This is a genomic window from Arthrobacter sp. TJ-170, from assembly GCF_058269305.1.
On record NZ_JBZCNL010000004.1, the window covers coordinates 12,301 to 27,081 of the forward strand.

18 protein-coding genes and 1 tRNA gene are annotated in these 14,781 nt (G+C 64.3%); 7 read left to right on the forward strand and 12 right to left on the reverse strand.

The window, feature by feature from the left end; translation table 11 throughout:
- Positions 1-243: 243 nt before the first annotated feature.
- The 6 genes from AC4D1W_RS08760 to AC4D1W_RS08785 form a co-directional block, all read right to left on the reverse strand.
- On the reverse strand, positions 244-486 hold the full coding sequence (locus AC4D1W_RS08760) for a WhiB family transcriptional regulator (protein ID WP_490898680.1): 243 nt from the start codon (positions 484-486) through the stop codon (positions 244-246).
- 37 nt (positions 487-523) lie between these two features.
- Positions 524-901 carry a hypothetical protein gene (locus tag AC4D1W_RS08765; RefSeq protein ID WP_490898508.1) on the reverse strand — a complete coding sequence of 126 codons (378 nt, stop codon included), beginning with the start codon at positions 899-901 and terminating at the stop codon, positions 524-526.
- Positions 898-1,164 (reverse strand): hypothetical protein, encoded by a 267-nt coding sequence (locus AC4D1W_RS08770; RefSeq protein ID WP_490898509.1) that lies wholly within the window; start codon positions 1,162-1,164, stop codon positions 898-900. The genes AC4D1W_RS08765 and AC4D1W_RS08770 overlap by 4 nt, the downstream gene beginning before the upstream one ends.
- Positions 1,161-3,395: a DUF3631 domain-containing protein gene (locus tag AC4D1W_RS08775; RefSeq protein WP_490898510.1), complete on the reverse strand. Its 2,235-nt coding sequence runs from the start codon at positions 3,393-3,395 to the stop codon at positions 1,161-1,163. The genes AC4D1W_RS08770 and AC4D1W_RS08775 overlap by 4 nt, the downstream gene beginning before the upstream one ends.
- A gap of 173 nt (positions 3,396-3,568) precedes the next feature.
- Positions 3,569-3,766: a hypothetical protein gene (locus AC4D1W_RS08780; protein WP_490898511.1), complete on the reverse strand. Its 198-nt coding sequence runs from the start codon at positions 3,764-3,766 to the stop codon at positions 3,569-3,571.
- Between the two features lie 110 nt (positions 3,767-3,876).
- Positions 3,877-4,086, reverse strand: a complete 210-nt coding sequence (locus AC4D1W_RS08785; RefSeq protein ID WP_490898512.1) for a helix-turn-helix transcriptional regulator — start codon at positions 4,084-4,086, stop codon at positions 3,877-3,879.
- A gap of 104 nt (positions 4,087-4,190) precedes the next feature.
- On the opposite strand from AC4D1W_RS08785, the gene AC4D1W_RS08790 reads away from it, so the two are divergent.
- Together AC4D1W_RS08790 and AC4D1W_RS08795 are read left to right on the forward strand one after the other, a co-directional pair.
- Complete coding sequence (locus tag AC4D1W_RS08790; protein ID WP_490898514.1) at positions 4,191-4,823, forward strand: helix-turn-helix domain-containing protein; 633 nt, start codon at positions 4,191-4,193, stop codon at positions 4,821-4,823.
- On the forward strand, positions 4,810-5,937 hold the full coding sequence (locus AC4D1W_RS08795) for a site-specific integrase (RefSeq protein ID WP_490898515.1): 1,128 nt from the start codon (positions 4,810-4,812) through the stop codon (positions 5,935-5,937). The genes AC4D1W_RS08790 and AC4D1W_RS08795 overlap by 14 nt, the downstream gene beginning before the upstream one ends.
- A gap of 65 nt (positions 5,938-6,002) precedes the next feature.
- On the opposite strand, the gene AC4D1W_RS08800 is transcribed toward AC4D1W_RS08795, so the two are convergent.
- Positions 6,003-6,084: transfer RNA gene (locus tag AC4D1W_RS08800), tRNA-Tyr, on the reverse strand.
- Positions 6,085-6,298: 214 nt separating this feature from the next.
- On the opposite strand from AC4D1W_RS08800, the gene AC4D1W_RS08805 reads away from it, so the two are divergent.
- Positions 6,299-6,787 carry a YajQ family cyclic di-GMP-binding protein gene (locus AC4D1W_RS08805; protein ID WP_309071229.1) on the forward strand — a complete coding sequence of 163 codons (489 nt, stop codon included), beginning with the start codon at positions 6,299-6,301 and terminating at the stop codon, positions 6,785-6,787.
- Positions 6,788-6,867: 80 nt separating this feature from the next.
- Here the strand turns inward: AC4D1W_RS08805 and htpX are convergent, their stop codons facing one another.
- The gene (gene htpX / locus AC4D1W_RS08810; RefSeq protein WP_490898516.1) at positions 6,868-7,746 is read right to left on the reverse strand and encodes a zinc metalloprotease HtpX; all 879 of its coding nucleotides are present in this window, start codon (positions 7,744-7,746) and stop codon (positions 6,868-6,870) included.
- 77 nt (positions 7,747-7,823) lie between these two features.
- Positions 7,824-8,471 carry a 4a-hydroxytetrahydrobiopterin dehydratase gene (locus AC4D1W_RS08815; RefSeq protein ID WP_490898517.1) on the reverse strand — a complete coding sequence of 216 codons (648 nt, stop codon included), beginning with the start codon at positions 8,469-8,471 and terminating at the stop codon, positions 7,824-7,826.
- A gap of 163 nt (positions 8,472-8,634) precedes the next feature.
- Between AC4D1W_RS08815 and nagA the strand changes: the two genes are divergently transcribed.
- Together nagA and nagB are read left to right on the forward strand one after the other, a co-directional pair.
- Positions 8,635-9,849, forward strand: coding sequence for an N-acetylglucosamine-6-phosphate deacetylase (gene nagA / locus AC4D1W_RS08820; RefSeq protein WP_490898518.1), 1,215 nt, complete (start codon positions 8,635-8,637; stop codon positions 9,847-9,849).
- 2 nt (positions 9,850-9,851) lie between these two features.
- Positions 9,852-10,625, forward strand: coding sequence for a glucosamine-6-phosphate deaminase (gene nagB, locus AC4D1W_RS08825; RefSeq protein ID WP_490898519.1), 774 nt, complete (start codon positions 9,852-9,854; stop codon positions 10,623-10,625).
- A 4-nt stretch (positions 10,626-10,629) separates the two neighbouring features.
- Here nagB and AC4D1W_RS08830 read toward each other — a convergent pair whose 3' ends face one another.
- Positions 10,630-11,901, reverse strand: coding sequence for an MFS transporter (locus AC4D1W_RS08830; RefSeq protein ID WP_490898520.1), 1,272 nt, complete (start codon positions 11,899-11,901; stop codon positions 10,630-10,632).
- A gap of 138 nt (positions 11,902-12,039) precedes the next feature.
- On the opposite strand from AC4D1W_RS08830, the gene AC4D1W_RS08835 reads away from it, so the two are divergent.
- Positions 12,040-12,780: an MBL fold metallo-hydrolase gene (locus tag AC4D1W_RS08835; protein WP_490898521.1), complete on the forward strand. Its 741-nt coding sequence runs from the start codon at positions 12,040-12,042 to the stop codon at positions 12,778-12,780.
- 4 nt (positions 12,781-12,784) lie between these two features.
- Here AC4D1W_RS08835 and AC4D1W_RS08840 read toward each other — a convergent pair whose 3' ends face one another.
- The gene (locus tag AC4D1W_RS08840) at positions 12,785-13,474 is read right to left on the reverse strand and encodes an esterase/lipase family protein (protein ID WP_490898522.1); all 690 of its coding nucleotides are present in this window, start codon (positions 13,472-13,474) and stop codon (positions 12,785-12,787) included.
- Complete coding sequence (locus AC4D1W_RS08845) at positions 13,461-14,213, reverse strand: alpha/beta fold hydrolase (protein ID WP_490898523.1); 753 nt, start codon at positions 14,211-14,213, stop codon at positions 13,461-13,463. Before AC4D1W_RS08845 ends, AC4D1W_RS08840 begins: the two co-directional genes overlap by 14 nt.
- 91 nt (positions 14,214-14,304) lie before the next feature.
- On the opposite strand from AC4D1W_RS08845, the gene AC4D1W_RS08850 reads away from it, so the two are divergent.
- Entirely contained in the window at positions 14,305-14,781 is a 477-nt protein-coding gene (locus AC4D1W_RS08850) for a Fur family transcriptional regulator (protein ID WP_490889805.1), read from the forward strand.

Sequence of the window (14,781 nt, forward strand, 5' to 3'; positions counted from 1 at the left end):
CAGGCTGTCAACCGTTCCCCGCTGACAACCCCTGCAAACTGCCTTCATCGAAGCTCCCCTGAGGGCACGCGCGTTATATCAACACGAACCGGCGCGGAGGAGGCGAGCTCCTGCTTCATTGCATCCATGCTCGCCCGGCACCCTTACAATTCTGAGATTTACAGGACTTATCCACAACAAGGGGTACTTGCATTTTGGGACGTCATACGCGCTTCTACCGCGGCGGGGGCCAGGCGGCGATTTCTATAAACCGAGACCCCCTATCGGGTGGTGGGTGCCCGTGTGCGGCGCCTGGCGCCGGTCAGGCGGCTCGGGAGCGTTGGCGGTGTGTATCCAGGTCGAGCGGGGTGGGCCCCCCACGCCGTCGTTCTCGCCGGCTGCGATTGCGTAGCTCCTGCAAGGGCTGAGGACCGCGCACGAGGCACATAGTCGTGCTGCTCGTGCCTGCTCTTGGGGGGTTGGCGCTGGACCATTCGGTGCCGCTATGGAAGCGTTGTCGCTTCGCCTCTTGTTACTTGCTGGCTCACTGGTCGCTCCTGTCGGGCGGTCTGAGTCCGTAGAGCCCTGCGACTGCCTCTCGAGCGAGGGCGTCTTGTCGCTCGTCTCTGGCTTGGCGCTGGTTGTGGGCGTGGATGCGCTCGGCGGCGATCGTGGCTGCCAAGTCGGTGAATACCCTCCACTCGTGGCTGGTGCGCTCGTGGTCGGGCAGTAGTTCGAGGATGGTGTCTCGGATGGTGAGGGTATCTGCCAACGCGCAGCGGGGGTTGGGTGGTGTCGGTGGGGGCCTGTGTGGTGCCGGCACCCTGTCGGGGAGGGCGTCGAGTCCTAGGAAGGCGGCGAGGTCGGCTTCGAGGCGGGCGGATGCCCTGGCGGCCCGCTCGGCCCGTGTAGGGCGGGTCATGTGGTGAGCGTCGCCCGGATAGCGTCGGCGACCGCTTGGGTGGCCTCAGCCTGGGCGAGCGTGGCATGGACCTGCGCCTGCTGGGCGAGCACCGACGCATTGAGGAGGGATTGCTTGAAGGCGTGAGCTTCGTACTCACCGACGGCGCCGTGGCTCCTTTCAAGGAATACGGCGGCGGCTTCCTCATGGCTGCCGTACGCGCGGACGTGTTTCTGATAAATCGAGGGTTCCTGGGTGGCGGCGGGGGTGTGGTTGTTGATCATGATTTTTTGTCCTTGCTGGTTGCTTGCGTTCGTGCATTCTCGGCGCAGGTGTAGCAGGCGTCGGGCTTCGGGCTGGCGCGGTGGAGGTAGCAGCGCTCGGCGCCGGGATCGCCACTCGTAAAGGGCGTGTTACCGCTGTTACCGAGCTGAGGAGTAAGAGAGGAGGGCGGTGCTTCCGGGTCCATACTGCGAATATGCCGCTCCTTATTGAGAATGACTTGATCCCCCTCCCTGTCACTTTTGCCTGTTGGGTAACCGGCACCCTGTTCCTCGCCTGCGGGGTTTCCAGCGTCGGTAACGTCGGTAACGTCGGTTACGGGTGGCAGGTAGCGTGCGAAGGCGTCCGCGAAGTGTGAGGGCTGGTATCCCTTTCCGGTGCCGTATCCGAACCTTAGGGTGTTGTTTGTCGGCACTTCGTAGCGCTTGAGCATGTTGGCGAGGAACCGTGCGTCGATCGGTTCGCCCTTGAGGTTTTTCCACGGTGCCGTTTCCAATGCGTGGAGCCCTTTTAGGAGGTCGCCGGTGCTTATGCGTTCCCTGCCGTCAAGGACGGCGCGTATATCGGCCAGGAGGCGGATGCCGAGTGTTGCCGGCTTCTCCTTTGCGGCGGCGACCATAGCGGTGGCCGCCGCACGTGCCGTTTCGGCCCAGTGTCCTCCTACGGCGTCGGCGATAGCGAGGATGGGCTCCCATAGGTCGGCGTCGCGGTCTTCAATTCCTTCGGGCATGTCGGGCCAGGCGTCGCCGATGTGCCCGCGGACACTTTCGGCGAACCGGGCGAGCTGCCGGGTGAGGGCGACTGTCTCAGCGGCGTTAACGCGACGTCGGTAGGGGGCGACTTTCTGGTCCGGGCGCCTGCGTTTCATCGAAATCACGATGGACCGGGTCATGAGCGTGTCGGGTAGTTGGTTAAGCCCGGCGACGGCGACCGCGCAGTAGGACGGCCATTCCTCGGTTACGACTTCTTTCCCGCGGATCGCTGCCCGCCCCGCTACAGCGCCTTTACGGTAACCGGAATTGAGGAGGGCGCGGAGGTCCTCGTTACCGTCGGTTTTCCCCATGCTGAACACGGCGTCGATTTCGTCCATGAGTAGGGTCGGGAGGCCTTCCTTGTCGCTGATTTTGCGGAATATGTAGGCGGGGGAAGCGTTCACGGAGAGGACCGGGTTCGGCACGAGCGCTTCGGTTAGTTCCAGGCAGCGGCTTTTCCCTGATCCTGGTTCGGGTGACAGGAAGGCGAGCCGGGGGGTGTTTTCGAAGGCTCTGACAAGGTGTGCGTGGGTGATCCATAGGGTGTGGGCTGCGTGCGCTTCCACTGAGGGGTAGGCGATGAACCTGCCAAGGAATGCGTGCACGCGGTCAAGGATTTCCACGGGATCCACGAGCGGCTCGGGCGGCTCATCCGTCGCCGTGGTGGCTGGCACCATCCGTGCTGCAGTTCCCCCGCCACTGCCGTCCGCTTGGGCACGGAAGGCGGCGGCTTCGGCTGCGGCGAGTGTCGTCTCATCGACTTCACCCTTCACGGGTTCCGGTGTGGAGAGGCATTGCGAGTTAAGGCGGGCCGCGTAGTCTTCGCCCCTGCTTCGCTGAAATTCGGTAGCTTCGCTCCCCGGTAAGTCCGCTTCGGGCAGTTCAATCAGTTCGGTGAGCGTCCGGCCCGCGGCCACATGGTCTGCGGCATCTTTTCCTGTCGCTGGGACAAGTACGTCAACGTCTTGAACGCCGATAGCCTTCAGGTGACGTCTGAGTCCGGCCGCGCGAATCTTCCCTGGCTTGTCGAGATCGGCGACGATATGCACACGCGAACCGATAAGGATCGTGTAATCGACCTTGTCCCAGTTGCCCGCCCCTTGAGGAGCCGTTGTGGCGGTGACCCCGTATATTCCGAGTGCGCGCACGTCTTCTTCCCCTTCGGCAACGTAAATGTCCTCACGCTTCGCGACGGCTGCCGTGACCTTCGCGCGCCCGTAGAGCTCGGGAGGGTTGGATGTGTTCGACTGGGTGAAGCGTTTCTTGCCTCCGGTCTCGTACTGGCGTAGGACTGTGCGCCCGTTGTCGTACTTGTATTCGCGCTCGCGCGGGCTGTCGAACAGGTCCACCATTTTCAAGTCCAGGGCCGAGACGACTGCCTGAGCGGGGCAGCCGGCGAAGCAGTGGACGAGCACACGGCCTGGTACGCCCTGGATGCTGAGTGACGGGTTTGTGTCGTCATGTGCTGGGCAGCGCGCCATCCACCTGTCGGCGCCAACCTGTTTGAGTCCCTTGTCTTTGAGCGCTCCGATGAGTCGGCTGGCGGCGGCCTGGTGGTTCGCCTGAGCGGGCGCGGCTGTAACGCTAGGTGAAGTTGTCGTGTACTGAGTTTGTGGGTGCCCGGTTTCGTTGGCTGGGCGCAGCTTCTCTGCCCTCATCCTGTAGCACCGCCGGATGCCAATCGGGGGTGTATTGCGGCGGAGATTCGTTGCCGTGTCTGGTATTTTTTCCACGTTTTGAGGGCGGGTTCTTCGCTGCCGTCGGTACGCATCGGATTTACGTTGACGCCGTGCTCGGCGAGGAAGCGGGCTACTTCGAGGGTGGGGGTGACGCCGGGCGCCATGACGGTCATGATTTTGCTCCTGTGCCCGGCCCGGCGATGGCGCGGTAGGCCTCGTGTGTCGGTTGTTGTTGAGGCCCTTGCCCCGGGGGTTGAACCTCTGCCGTATGTGGGGGGCGGGTTTACCGGCCGGCGATGTCGGCCGGTTCACCGGTGCGCTGCGTGGTGTTGGCATCCAGCCAGGCATTGAGGTCCGACTCTCGGTAGCGGACGGTGCGACCGAGCTTGACGAACCTAGGGCCGTACCCGAGGTAACGCCATTGGGCGAGCGATGCCGGCGTCTTGTCGAGTAGGTGGCCCAACTCTGCGGGAGTGAGCAGCTTGTCTTCCATGACTACCTTTCAGGTGTTCAAGTAGCCGATCTTTCGGCTACTTATATAGCAGCACTGTAGTCAACGACTGTCAAGTAGACACTATTTCGGCTAGTCTGTGTCGTGTGAAGAAGCCCATAAGCCTGCCCGCCGTCATCGGCCAGAACGCCCGAAAGATCAGAACCGATCACGGCGTCACCCTCGATGCGCTCGCATCTGAAGCCCGGCAGCTCGGACTGAAGTGGTCGACCGCGCGCGTCGTCGACCTGGAACGGGGCAAACTCAATCCGACCCTGCCCATGCTGCTCGTGCTCAGCCTGGCGCTTGCCCGCACAACTTTGAATGACGTGCACCTGTCCGACCTGCTGGCCTATGACGGGCCGGTCACAGTCACCGATAAACTCTCCCCGCTGGGCTCGGAGCTGCAGGGCGCTGTGAAGGGCGATCCCGTGCTCCTCTGGAGCAAGACGGACGACGCCACAGCTAAGGCTGTCGCTAATACTCTGGCTGAGTATCCGCAAGCAACGTTCCGTCATCAGTTCAATATCGAAAGGTACTCGTTAGGTGACGAGCGGGCCGCACGGAAACTCGGACTCAGCAAGCACGAGATGATCGATCGTGCTCTCGGGCTCTGGGGTCACAACCTCTCCGTGGAGCGCGACAAGAGGGCCGGAGCCGATGCCAGCCCACAGCATCGCGGACAAATCACGCGCACACTTATCGACGAGCTACGGGCGGACAGCAATGGCAACGATTGAGCCCTACTCCACTGCAACGGGTCGCCGTTACCGCGTGATCTACCGGACGCCGGAGCGGAAACAAACATCGAAGCGGGGTTTCCGTACCAAGCGTGACGCCGAGCTCTTCCTAGCCTCCGTGGAAGTGTCAAAGGCCCGCGGGGAGTTCATCGACCCTGGCGCGGCCCGCGTGACGATCGCCGAGCTCGGCCCTTCCTGGTTGAAGCGGCAATCTCATCTGAAACCATCCTCATACCGACCCGTTGAAGCAGCCTGGCGGAATCACGTCATGCCCGAATGGGGTCCGGTCCCGGTGTCCGAAGTTCGCAAGACTGCCGTGCAGCAGTGGGTTTCAGCTCTGACGACAGGCGAGGAAAGCGGGGGTAAGCCGAAATCGGCGACCGTGGTGATCCGTGCTTACGGGATTCTCGCGTCGATCCTGGACGGCGCGGTCGATGATCGTCGCGTGCTTTCGAATCCCGCCCGCGGAGTGATCCTCCCGCGGAAGGGCAGGAAAGCCCACGTCTACCTCAGCCACGAGCAAATTCACCGGCTGGCGGAGGAATCAAAGCACGAGACGCTCGTCCTCGTGCTCGCTTACTGCGGGCTGCGCTGGGGCGAGGCAGTAGGGCTGCGGGTGCGCAACCTGGACATGCTCAAACGGCGAATCCACATCGAGGAGAACGCGGTCGAGGTCGGCGGGCGCGTCGAGGTTGGCACGCCGAAGAACCACAAGCGGCGGACCGTGCCGTTTCCCCGGTTCCTCTCCGAGCCACTGGCTAGGATGTGCGAGGGCAAGGGGCGGGACGATCTGGTGTTCCCTGGCGAGGATGGAACCGGTTATCTGCGATCGACTCGCGTGCAAGCCGATCGAGGCGGCTGGTTCACCGGCGCCGTCCAACGGGCCGGACTTCCCCGCATAACCCCACACGACTTACGGCACACCGCGGCGAGCTTCGCCGTGTCCGCAGGCGCGAACGTGAAGGCGGTGCAGCGGATGCTCGGGCATAGCTCGGCAGCTATGACGTTGGACATCTACGCGGATCTCTTCGATGCCGATCTTGACGCCGTTGCCGACGCCCTCGATCAAGCGGTTTCAACCGCAGGTGTTGCCAGAATGTTGCCACTGGCCTGAACCAGGCAAAGCGAAAGGCCCGCACTCCCCTGTGTTTCCGGGGTAGTACGGGCCTTCGTGGCGAGTGGCAGATGAGGGATTCGAACCCCCGTAGGCTGTGCCAGCTGATTTACAGTCAGCCCCCTTTGGCCGCTCGGGTAATCTGCCGAACGTCTTCGAAGAAGACCACCTGCGGATCGCCGTCCGCAGGCAAAACAACTTTACAGAACATCCCGCCCATAATCGAATCGGGCGTCGGAGGCTGAAAATTAAGGGCTCGGAGGCCGCCCGCCACCGTTTCAGCCCCGGATGAGAGCCGCCCGTTTCGACGGCGTGATTTAGGGTAGAAGCAGGAAAAAACCAACCTTAGAAGGAGGCAACGGTGGCCAGCGAATCCACATTTGATGTTGTGAGCAAGGTAGACAAGCAGGAAGTCGCCAACGCGCTGAACCAGGCACAGAAGGAACTCGCCCAGCGCTACGACTTCAAGGGCGTCGGCGCCGAGGTGGATTTCAGCGGCGAGAAGATCCTCATGAAAGCCAACTCCGAAGAGCGCGTCCTCGCGGTGCTGGACGTCCTGCAGTCCAAGATGATCAAGCGCGGCATTTCGCTCAAGTCGCTCGACACGGGCGAGCCGTACCCCTCGGGCAAGGAATTCCGGCTCGAAACCTCCATCAAGGAGGGCATCGCCCAGGACGTCGCCAAGAAGATCAACAAGCTCATCCGCGACGAGGCTCCCAAGGGTGTCAAGTCTCAGATCCAGGGCGACGAGCTTCGCGTCAGCTCCAAGTCCCGCGATGATCTGCAGGCCACCATGGCTCTGCTCAAGAACTTCGACGAGGCTGACCTCCAGTTCGTTAACTTCCGCTAGGCGGACCACCAACCAACGACGACGGCGACGCTCCCTTGCCAGGGGGCGTCGCCGTCGTCGTACCGGACTCCGTGCCGGGGCTACTGGAGGGCCCGGCCCGCCATACCTTCGAGTCGGGAAATGCGCTGCTCCATCGGCGGGTGCGAGGCGAACAGCTTCTGCACCCCGCCGCCGCGGAACGGGTTGGCGATCATGAGATGGGACGTGTTGACCAACTGCTGACTCTGGGGCAGCGGTGCCTGCTGGGTTCCGCGCTCCAGCTTTCGCAGTGCGGAGGCGAGGGCCAGCGGGTCGCCGGTGAGACGGGCGCCGTCCTCGTCGGCGTCATATTCGCGGGTACGGCCGATCGCCATCTGGATCAACCCTGCTGCGAGCGGGGCGAGAAAAGCGAGCAGCAACGCCGCAATCGGGTTTCCACCCTGGCCGCGGTGTCCGCCCATCATGCCGGTGAAGGCAAACATCTGCGCCACGGAGGTGATGACGCCAGCGACCGCGGCTGCGACCGATCCGGTCAGGATGTCGCGGTTATAGACGTGCATGAGTTCGTGCCCGAGCACCCCGCGCAGTTCCCGCTCGTTGAGGATCTGCAGGATGCCCTGGGTGCAGCAGACCGCCGCGTTCTCCGGGTTTCGGCCGGTGGCGAAGGCATTCGGCGCCATGGTCGGCGAGACGTACAGGCGGGGCATCGGCTTGCCCGCTTTGGCGCTGAGTTCACGGACGATGCGGTACATCGCCGGTGCCTGCTGCTCCGTCACCGGCACGGCTTTCATGCTGCGGATGGCGAGCTTGTCGCTGTTCCAGTAGCTGTACGCGATCGACCCGACACCAATCAGCGCGAAGATCCACAGGAACGCCGAACTGCGCGTGGCCGAGGCAATGACGGCGCCGAACAGCAGAAAAATCCCCATGAGGGATCCGAAGAGCAGGGCCGTCTTGGCCCCGTTGAAGTGGTTGTGCACCTGTTCTCCTTGTTGGGTTACCTACCGGTACAACGGCCTTGTGATGTCAGCTGTTCCACAGCCCGCTGCGCGGCCCCTCAGCGTTCGAGGACCGTACAGACGCACGCGCGGTTACCCTCGCCGTCGGCCAGCACCGTGAAGGACGGCGCCTGCGAATCGTCGACGACGGCGCCTCCGGCCGCGACAGCCGCGGCGATACGGGCCTCGGCCATGTCATGAGGCACCCAGACGTCCAGATGGAACCGTTGGCGCGGAGTCTCGTGCGCTTCGGTGTCCTGGAACCAGAGCAGGGGGACGCGGCCGGCGGGGTCGACGACGTCGTCACCGTCCACGTTGCCGGCGTCGCCGGTGAGCAGGGCGGCCCAAAACGGTCCGGCGGCGGCGAGCGCGGCTGTATCAAGCGCCAGTTCCACCTCAGCGAGCGCCACCGGTTGTGGCTTAAGGCCCTGGTCACTCGCAATGGAGCTGATGGTCCGGGCGAGGTTTACATCGCGATTTGTCAGCGCTCCGACGTCGTGACTGATCAGTTTCAGGTCAACGTACGGGTAGGTGAGGGTGACGTCCGGGTGGTGGTTTGCCGCTTCGGCGGCCTCGGTGATGGCCGTGAGGAACCGCAGGCCCGCGGTGAAGCTGCCCGTACGGAACCGGGCGTGGATGCCCTGCGCGAGCTGGCGCCAGTCATCGAGCCCTGCTTCGAGAATCTGCGTGCTGGTGAGCTTGTCCATGACCCCAGTATGTCGCGGTATGGGAACGGTGTAACGGGCTATTCGTTGAGGGCTGGCGCTAACGTCAGGTCTCGGCCGTGTGAGGGCATGAGTAAGTTGACAAGAGTGGACGCCGCCACGACAGTGAGCCCTGTCCAGACGTAATCAAGGGAAGGTGCACCGCATGCGGGAAGAGGTGCGCACCGGTCAGCACCGGGTACTCCGCGGCGGGCTGATTACCGGCCGGCCGGGTGCGGAAGAAATTGACGACGGCGCCGTCTGGCTCGCCGGGGACCGCATCGAATGGTGCGGTCCGGCGTCGGCCCTTCCGCCCGGCAGCCCGGACCGGGTCGACCGGGTTCCGCTGATCCTGCCGGGGTTCGTGGACCTCCACTGTCACGGCGGTGGAGGGCACACCTTCTCCGCAGACCAGGAAGCAGCCCGCGCGGTTGCCGCCCACCATGCGGCCAGCGGAACGACATCGCTACTTGCCTCACTGGTCTCCGCCCCGGCTGACGAGCTGCTGGAACAGATCGGGGCGCTGCGTGACCTCGTAGACGACGGCACGCTGGCCGGCCTCCATCTGGAGGGTCCGTTCATCGCCGCCGAGATGTGCGGGGCGCAGAACCCGGCAGCGATCATCGACGGTGACCCGGACCTGCTCCGTTCGTGGCTGGAGGCCGGGCGGGGGACCATCCGGTCCATCACGCTCGCCCCCGAGACAGCCTCCTTCGACGAGCTCGTCGCGCTGTGCCGGGAGCACGGCGTCGTACCGTCGATCGGGCATACCGCCGCGACATCCACCCGGGTGCGCGGGGCCCTCGAGTCCGGCCCACAGGGACCGTGGTCAGCCACCCATCTCTTCAACCGGATGCCGCCGCTTGATCATCGCCACCCGGGCCCTATTGCCGTGCTGTTGGAGACCGCCCGGCGTGCGCCGGGATCCATGGTGCTCGAACTCATCGCCGACGGCGCTCACCTGGACCCGGACACTGTCCGGATGGTCTTCGGGCTGGTCGGCCCGGACGGCATCGCGCTCATCACGGACGCCATGGCCGCCGCCGGAATGACGGACGGAACGTACACTCTCGGCGGATTGGACGTCGAGGTGCAAGGCGGCACGGCGCGACTTGCCTCCCCTGAGGGTCAAGGCGCGATCGCCGGCAGCACAAGCCGGTTGCTGGAGAACGTCCGCCGGTGCCGCGACTGGGGCATCCCGCTCGTAGACGCGGTCGCCGCCGCGTCCTCCACTCCGGCGCGCCTGATCGGCTACGACGACGTCGGCACCCTCGCGCCGGGACGCAGGGCGGACGTGCTGGTCACCTCGAACGAGCTCGAGGTTCAGCACGTGTACCGCGCCGGCGCCCTCCTGAAGCAGCCGACAAGTGGAAGGACGTAACCGTGCAGGTCATCATCTGTGACTCACCGGAGCGGGTTGGCTCGCGAGCCGCGGACATCATCGAAGCGCGTGTGCGGCGCGGACCGGCGGTGCTGGGACTGGCAACCGGCAGTTCACCCGCAGGAACCTACCGGGAACTCATCCGGCGCCACCGTCAAGAAGAGCTGAGCTTCCGGGACACCACTGCGTTCACTCTCGATGAGTATGCGGGGTTACCCCTGGACCATGAGCAGTCGTACCACTCCACTATCCGGCGGGAATTCGTCGACCACGTGGATCTTCCGCTCTCCCGGCTGCTCAGTCCACATGGGGATGCCGAAGACCTGGTTGCTGAAGCCGCCCGGTACGACGCGGCGATTCGCGATAACGGAGGGGTCGATGTCCAGATCCTGGGCATCGGCGCGAACGGACACATCGGATTCAATGAGCCGACCTCTTCCCTGAACTCGCGCACAAGGGTCAAAACGCTGGCCCGTGCCACCCTGAAGGATAACGCGCGGTTCTTCCCCGGAGGTGAAGTCCCACAGCTTTGCCTGACCCAGGGGCTCGGCACAATCGGTGAGGCGAGGCAGGCTGTGCTCGTGGCACTCGGTGCCAGAAAGGCTTCCGCCGTCCGGGCGATGATAGAGGGCCCGTTGAGTGCTTTCTGCCCCGCATCAGTCCTCCAGCTGCATCCGCGCGCCGTCGTCATTCTTGATGCGGAGGCCGCCTCTGAGCTGCAGCTCACCGACTACTACCGGCGGGCGCAGGATCTGAACGACCGGCTGGGCCGGTAACAGGTCAGGGCTCGGGGTTGCGCGAATCGTACTGGCCGAAGCGCGGCTGAAGACGGGCCAGCAGCAGCACGAGCAGCATGCAGACGATCCCGCCCCACAGGGCTGTCCAGCCCTCGCCGATCCACTCGGCGAACCCTCCGCCGACCAGCTCGCCCAGCCTGGGGCCGCCTGCAACGACGACGATGAACACGCCCTGCAGCCGCCCGCGCATCGCATCAGGAGTGGCTGACTGCAGGATGGTGCTCCGGAACACGCCGCTGACCGAATCAGAGACACCGGCCAGTAGGAGGCAGACGGCGGCGGGAATGATCCACGGCGTCATCCCGCCGTCGGGAGAGCGTCCGGCCAGAATGACCACGAGTCCGAACCCGCTGATTGATGCACCCCAGCCGACCACTGCCCACTGGACAGCCCGGCCCTGGCGGTGGACCAGTCCCAGTGGGCCGGAAAACAGGCCCGAGAGAACTGCCCCGAATGCGGTCGCCGCGAGTAGGATTCCGACCGTCAGCTCGCCGCCCCCGATAAACACAGCACCCACCGCCGGCAGGAGAACCCGTGGCTGCGCCATGACCATTGCGGCGAGGTCGATGAGGAAAGTCATCCGGATGTTGGGACGCGTGCCGAGATACTGGAAGCCTTCGATGACGGTGCTGAGACCGGCGCGGCGCACCGGGCCCTCCGGCGGCATCGCGGGGAGCCGAAACAGCGCCCACAGCGCGGCAGTGAAGGTAACGACGTCGATCGTGTAGGTCCAGCCGTAGCCCACCTGCGCGATGAGCAGTCCGGCAAGCATGGGACCCACTGTGAAGGCGAGCCCGAAGGTGATCATCGAAAGGGCATTGGCGGCCGGCAGCAGTTCCGGGCGCACCAATCTTGGAATGATGGCGGTCCGCGTCGGCTGGTTGATACCGGCAAACCCGCTGTGCACGGCGATCAGAATGTACAGCAGCCAGACATTGTCGGCACCGCTCCATGCCTGCACCGCGATGCCGATTGTCGAGCCCCACAATCCGAATCCGGACAGCAGCGCCACCTTGCGGCGGTCGTGGGCATCCGCGACGGCGCCGCCATACAACCCGGCGAAAATGAGCGGCACCAGGGCAAACAACCCGATCAGGCCCACGTTGAGACTGGAGCCGGTGATGTCGTAAACCTGCAGGCTGACCGCCACAAGGGTGAGGTTGGTGCCGATCGCAGAGAGTGCGGTTCCGAAATACATCCGGCGGAAGGCCGGACTTTCCCTCAGCGGCGTAATGTCGGCGAGGAGTCTGGGCACCGGGCAAGTCTACCGGCAAAGCGGTTACCTCCAGCAACGACTCGCGTACGCCCGAACGGTTCATCAGCCTGCTGACTTTCCCTGCTCCGATGGCTATGGTTGCTCCCACAGCGGGATTGATAACGGGAGGGAATCGCCATGCTCACCAGCGAGGTCGCCGAAGGCATCCACTGGCTCGAACACGCCCACGTGAATGTCTACTTCATCGAGCAGGACGGACGCGTCATGATTGTCGACGCCGGCCTGCCCGGGATCTGGCCGCGTATCCGCGCAGCGCTGCGTGAACTGGGATTTGAGGACGCCGTGGTGGCGCTGGTCCTCACGCACGGGCACTTCGACCACGTGGGGGTCGCCGCCAAACTGCGGAGCACGTACCGGCTGCCGATTCTCGTCCATCCGGACGACGCCTATATCGCCGCTCACCCCTACCGCTACAAGCACGAGCTGAACCGTTTGACAGTCCCGCTGCACAACCCCGGCAGCCTGCCCATCCTTGGGCGGATGACACTTGCCGGAGCAGTGAACGTTCGCGGCGTTACCGACACCCTCCCCCTGACGCCCGGAATAGCGAACAACCTGCCCGGAACACCGGAGGTGCTCCACGTACCCGGGCATACCGACGGTCACATCGCCCTCCACTTCCCCGACCGGCGGGTACTCATCTGCGGGGATGCCTTCGTCACGCTGAACCCCTACACCGGGGTGAAGGGACCGCAGATCGTTTCCGGAGCAGCAACTGCCAACTCGCCGCTGGCGCTTGACTCGCTCGACCGGCTTGCGGCGCTGCCTGCTGACAAGGTGCTCACCGGACACGGTGAGCCGTGGCTTTCAAGCCCGGCCGACGCCGTCGCAATCGCCAAGCGCATCGGCCCTTCCTAGAGCACTACACCGCCGGATCCGGCGCATGTGCCGCGATCGCGGCGTCGACGGCTTCCAGCAGCCGCTTGTTCCCCAGTATCCGGAAATGCCCCATCACATCCAGTTGCACGTTCGCAGCGCCCACCAGTTCGCTGCCGCCCGGAATGTGCGGATCGAACGTCCCATAGATGGACGTGATGTGTGAATTGACGTCCAGGTTGGCCCGCAGGGCGTTCAATGTCCGGTTCCGCGGGGAAAAGGCGCGCAGGCTGGGCAACAGCGCGAACATGGCATAGACCGAGCCTGAGAACGGCGAGTTCACGGCAACCAGCTGACGGATGCGCGGCGCCGAGTCGGGAAGGGTCATGACGTATTTGCCGATCAGCCCGCCCTTGCTGTGGGCCACGAGAACGACGTCGTTGAGGTCACGTTCACGAAGATACTGCGCCACCAGCTCCGCCATCGCAGGAACGCTTCCGCGGTTGTATCCCAGCGCCGTGACCGCATGGACAGGGTGCCCGTTGCCGTGAAGGTGGGAGGCCACGGGATGCATGAACTGCCAGGGCTCATAGATGCCGGGGAGCAGGACAACAGGCGCCGCGTCTCCGGACAACTGACGGCGGGCATCACCCCTGAAGATGAAACCGCGGACCTGCCAGAAGGCGACGTAGGCATAATCGAGCGCCCAGGCCCACCCGCGCCTAAGCAGCAGCACGCGGGTCTCCAGTGAGGACCCCGCGGGCGGTCTCTTCAGGTCGGCTGTGCATCAGGACGTGGGGCACCCCGGGGACCTCCACGATTGTGCTGTTCGGGTTCACAGCGGCCAGGCGCTCCAGCCAGTCAGAGGGCACAATAGGGTCACGCTCCCCGCGTACCAGAACTATCGGGCAGGCAACCTGCGGAAGCGCCTCCTCGAGCCTGTGGTTCACCATTGCGGGAAGCGTCCGCATATAGGGGACGATCGCGCGCAGGTAGTCGGTGAACACAATCCAGTTCGCCGCGGGTGATTCACGCAGCGTGTCCTGTGCCAGACGCAGCGCCTGCATGCGGATCGAGCGCTCGCGATCGTTCACGGTGGGACCGAGCAGCACCAGCTTGTGGACCAGTTCCGGCGCGCGGGCAGCGGTTTCCGTCGCCACCTGGCAGCCCATCGAGTGGCCCACGAGCACGACGCTGCTGAGGTCCAGCCTGCGTAGCGCCGCTAGCACGATGTCGCCGAGCTCGGGCACGGACAAGGGCCGCCCAGGCCCGGGAGACGCGCCGAACCCAGGCAACTCGATCGCGTACACAGTATTGGTGACTGCAAGCTCGGTGGCGAGTCTCTGGAAGTAGCGGGCGGAAACACCGATTCCGTGAACGAGAACAACCGCCTCCCCGTGCCCAACGCTTCGCACGGTCACAACGCAGTCTCCAATGCGCTCCTGGCGCACTTCTTCCCAGGGCGTACGGCCCATTCCACAACCCTTCATAGTGATGTCTTCCCCCAGACTACGGTACGTGCGCGCCCTATTATGAATTGGTCAAAATAAGTGGTTGACTGTTCCCATGACCGAGCAAACCGTCTCCGCTGACACCTGGGCTGCGTCCCTGCGTTCAGTGGGACGCAGGGTAACCAAGCAGCGTCTGGCGGTCCTTACCGCCGTCGAGCGGTCGCCGCATTCAACCGCCGACGACGTCGTCACAGCGGCCCGCGCCGAACTCGCCGACATCACCGTGCAGTCGGTATACGTCGTGCTCTCCGACCTCACTACGAGCGGGCTGCTGCGGAGGATTGAACCGCCACACTCCCCCGCGCGCTATGAGACAAGGGTCAACGACAACCACCACCACGCCGTGTGCACGGGGTGCGGCCGGATCGAGGACGTGGACTGCGCCGTTGGACACGCACCCTGCCTCACGCCGCACTGGTCTCCCGGATCCAGTCAGATGACTATCCAGATCGCCGACGTGGTCTATCAGGGCCTCTGCGCTGACTGCCGTGAAAAGAATCTCGAACTTCCCGAACTAGTAATTAATCATTGA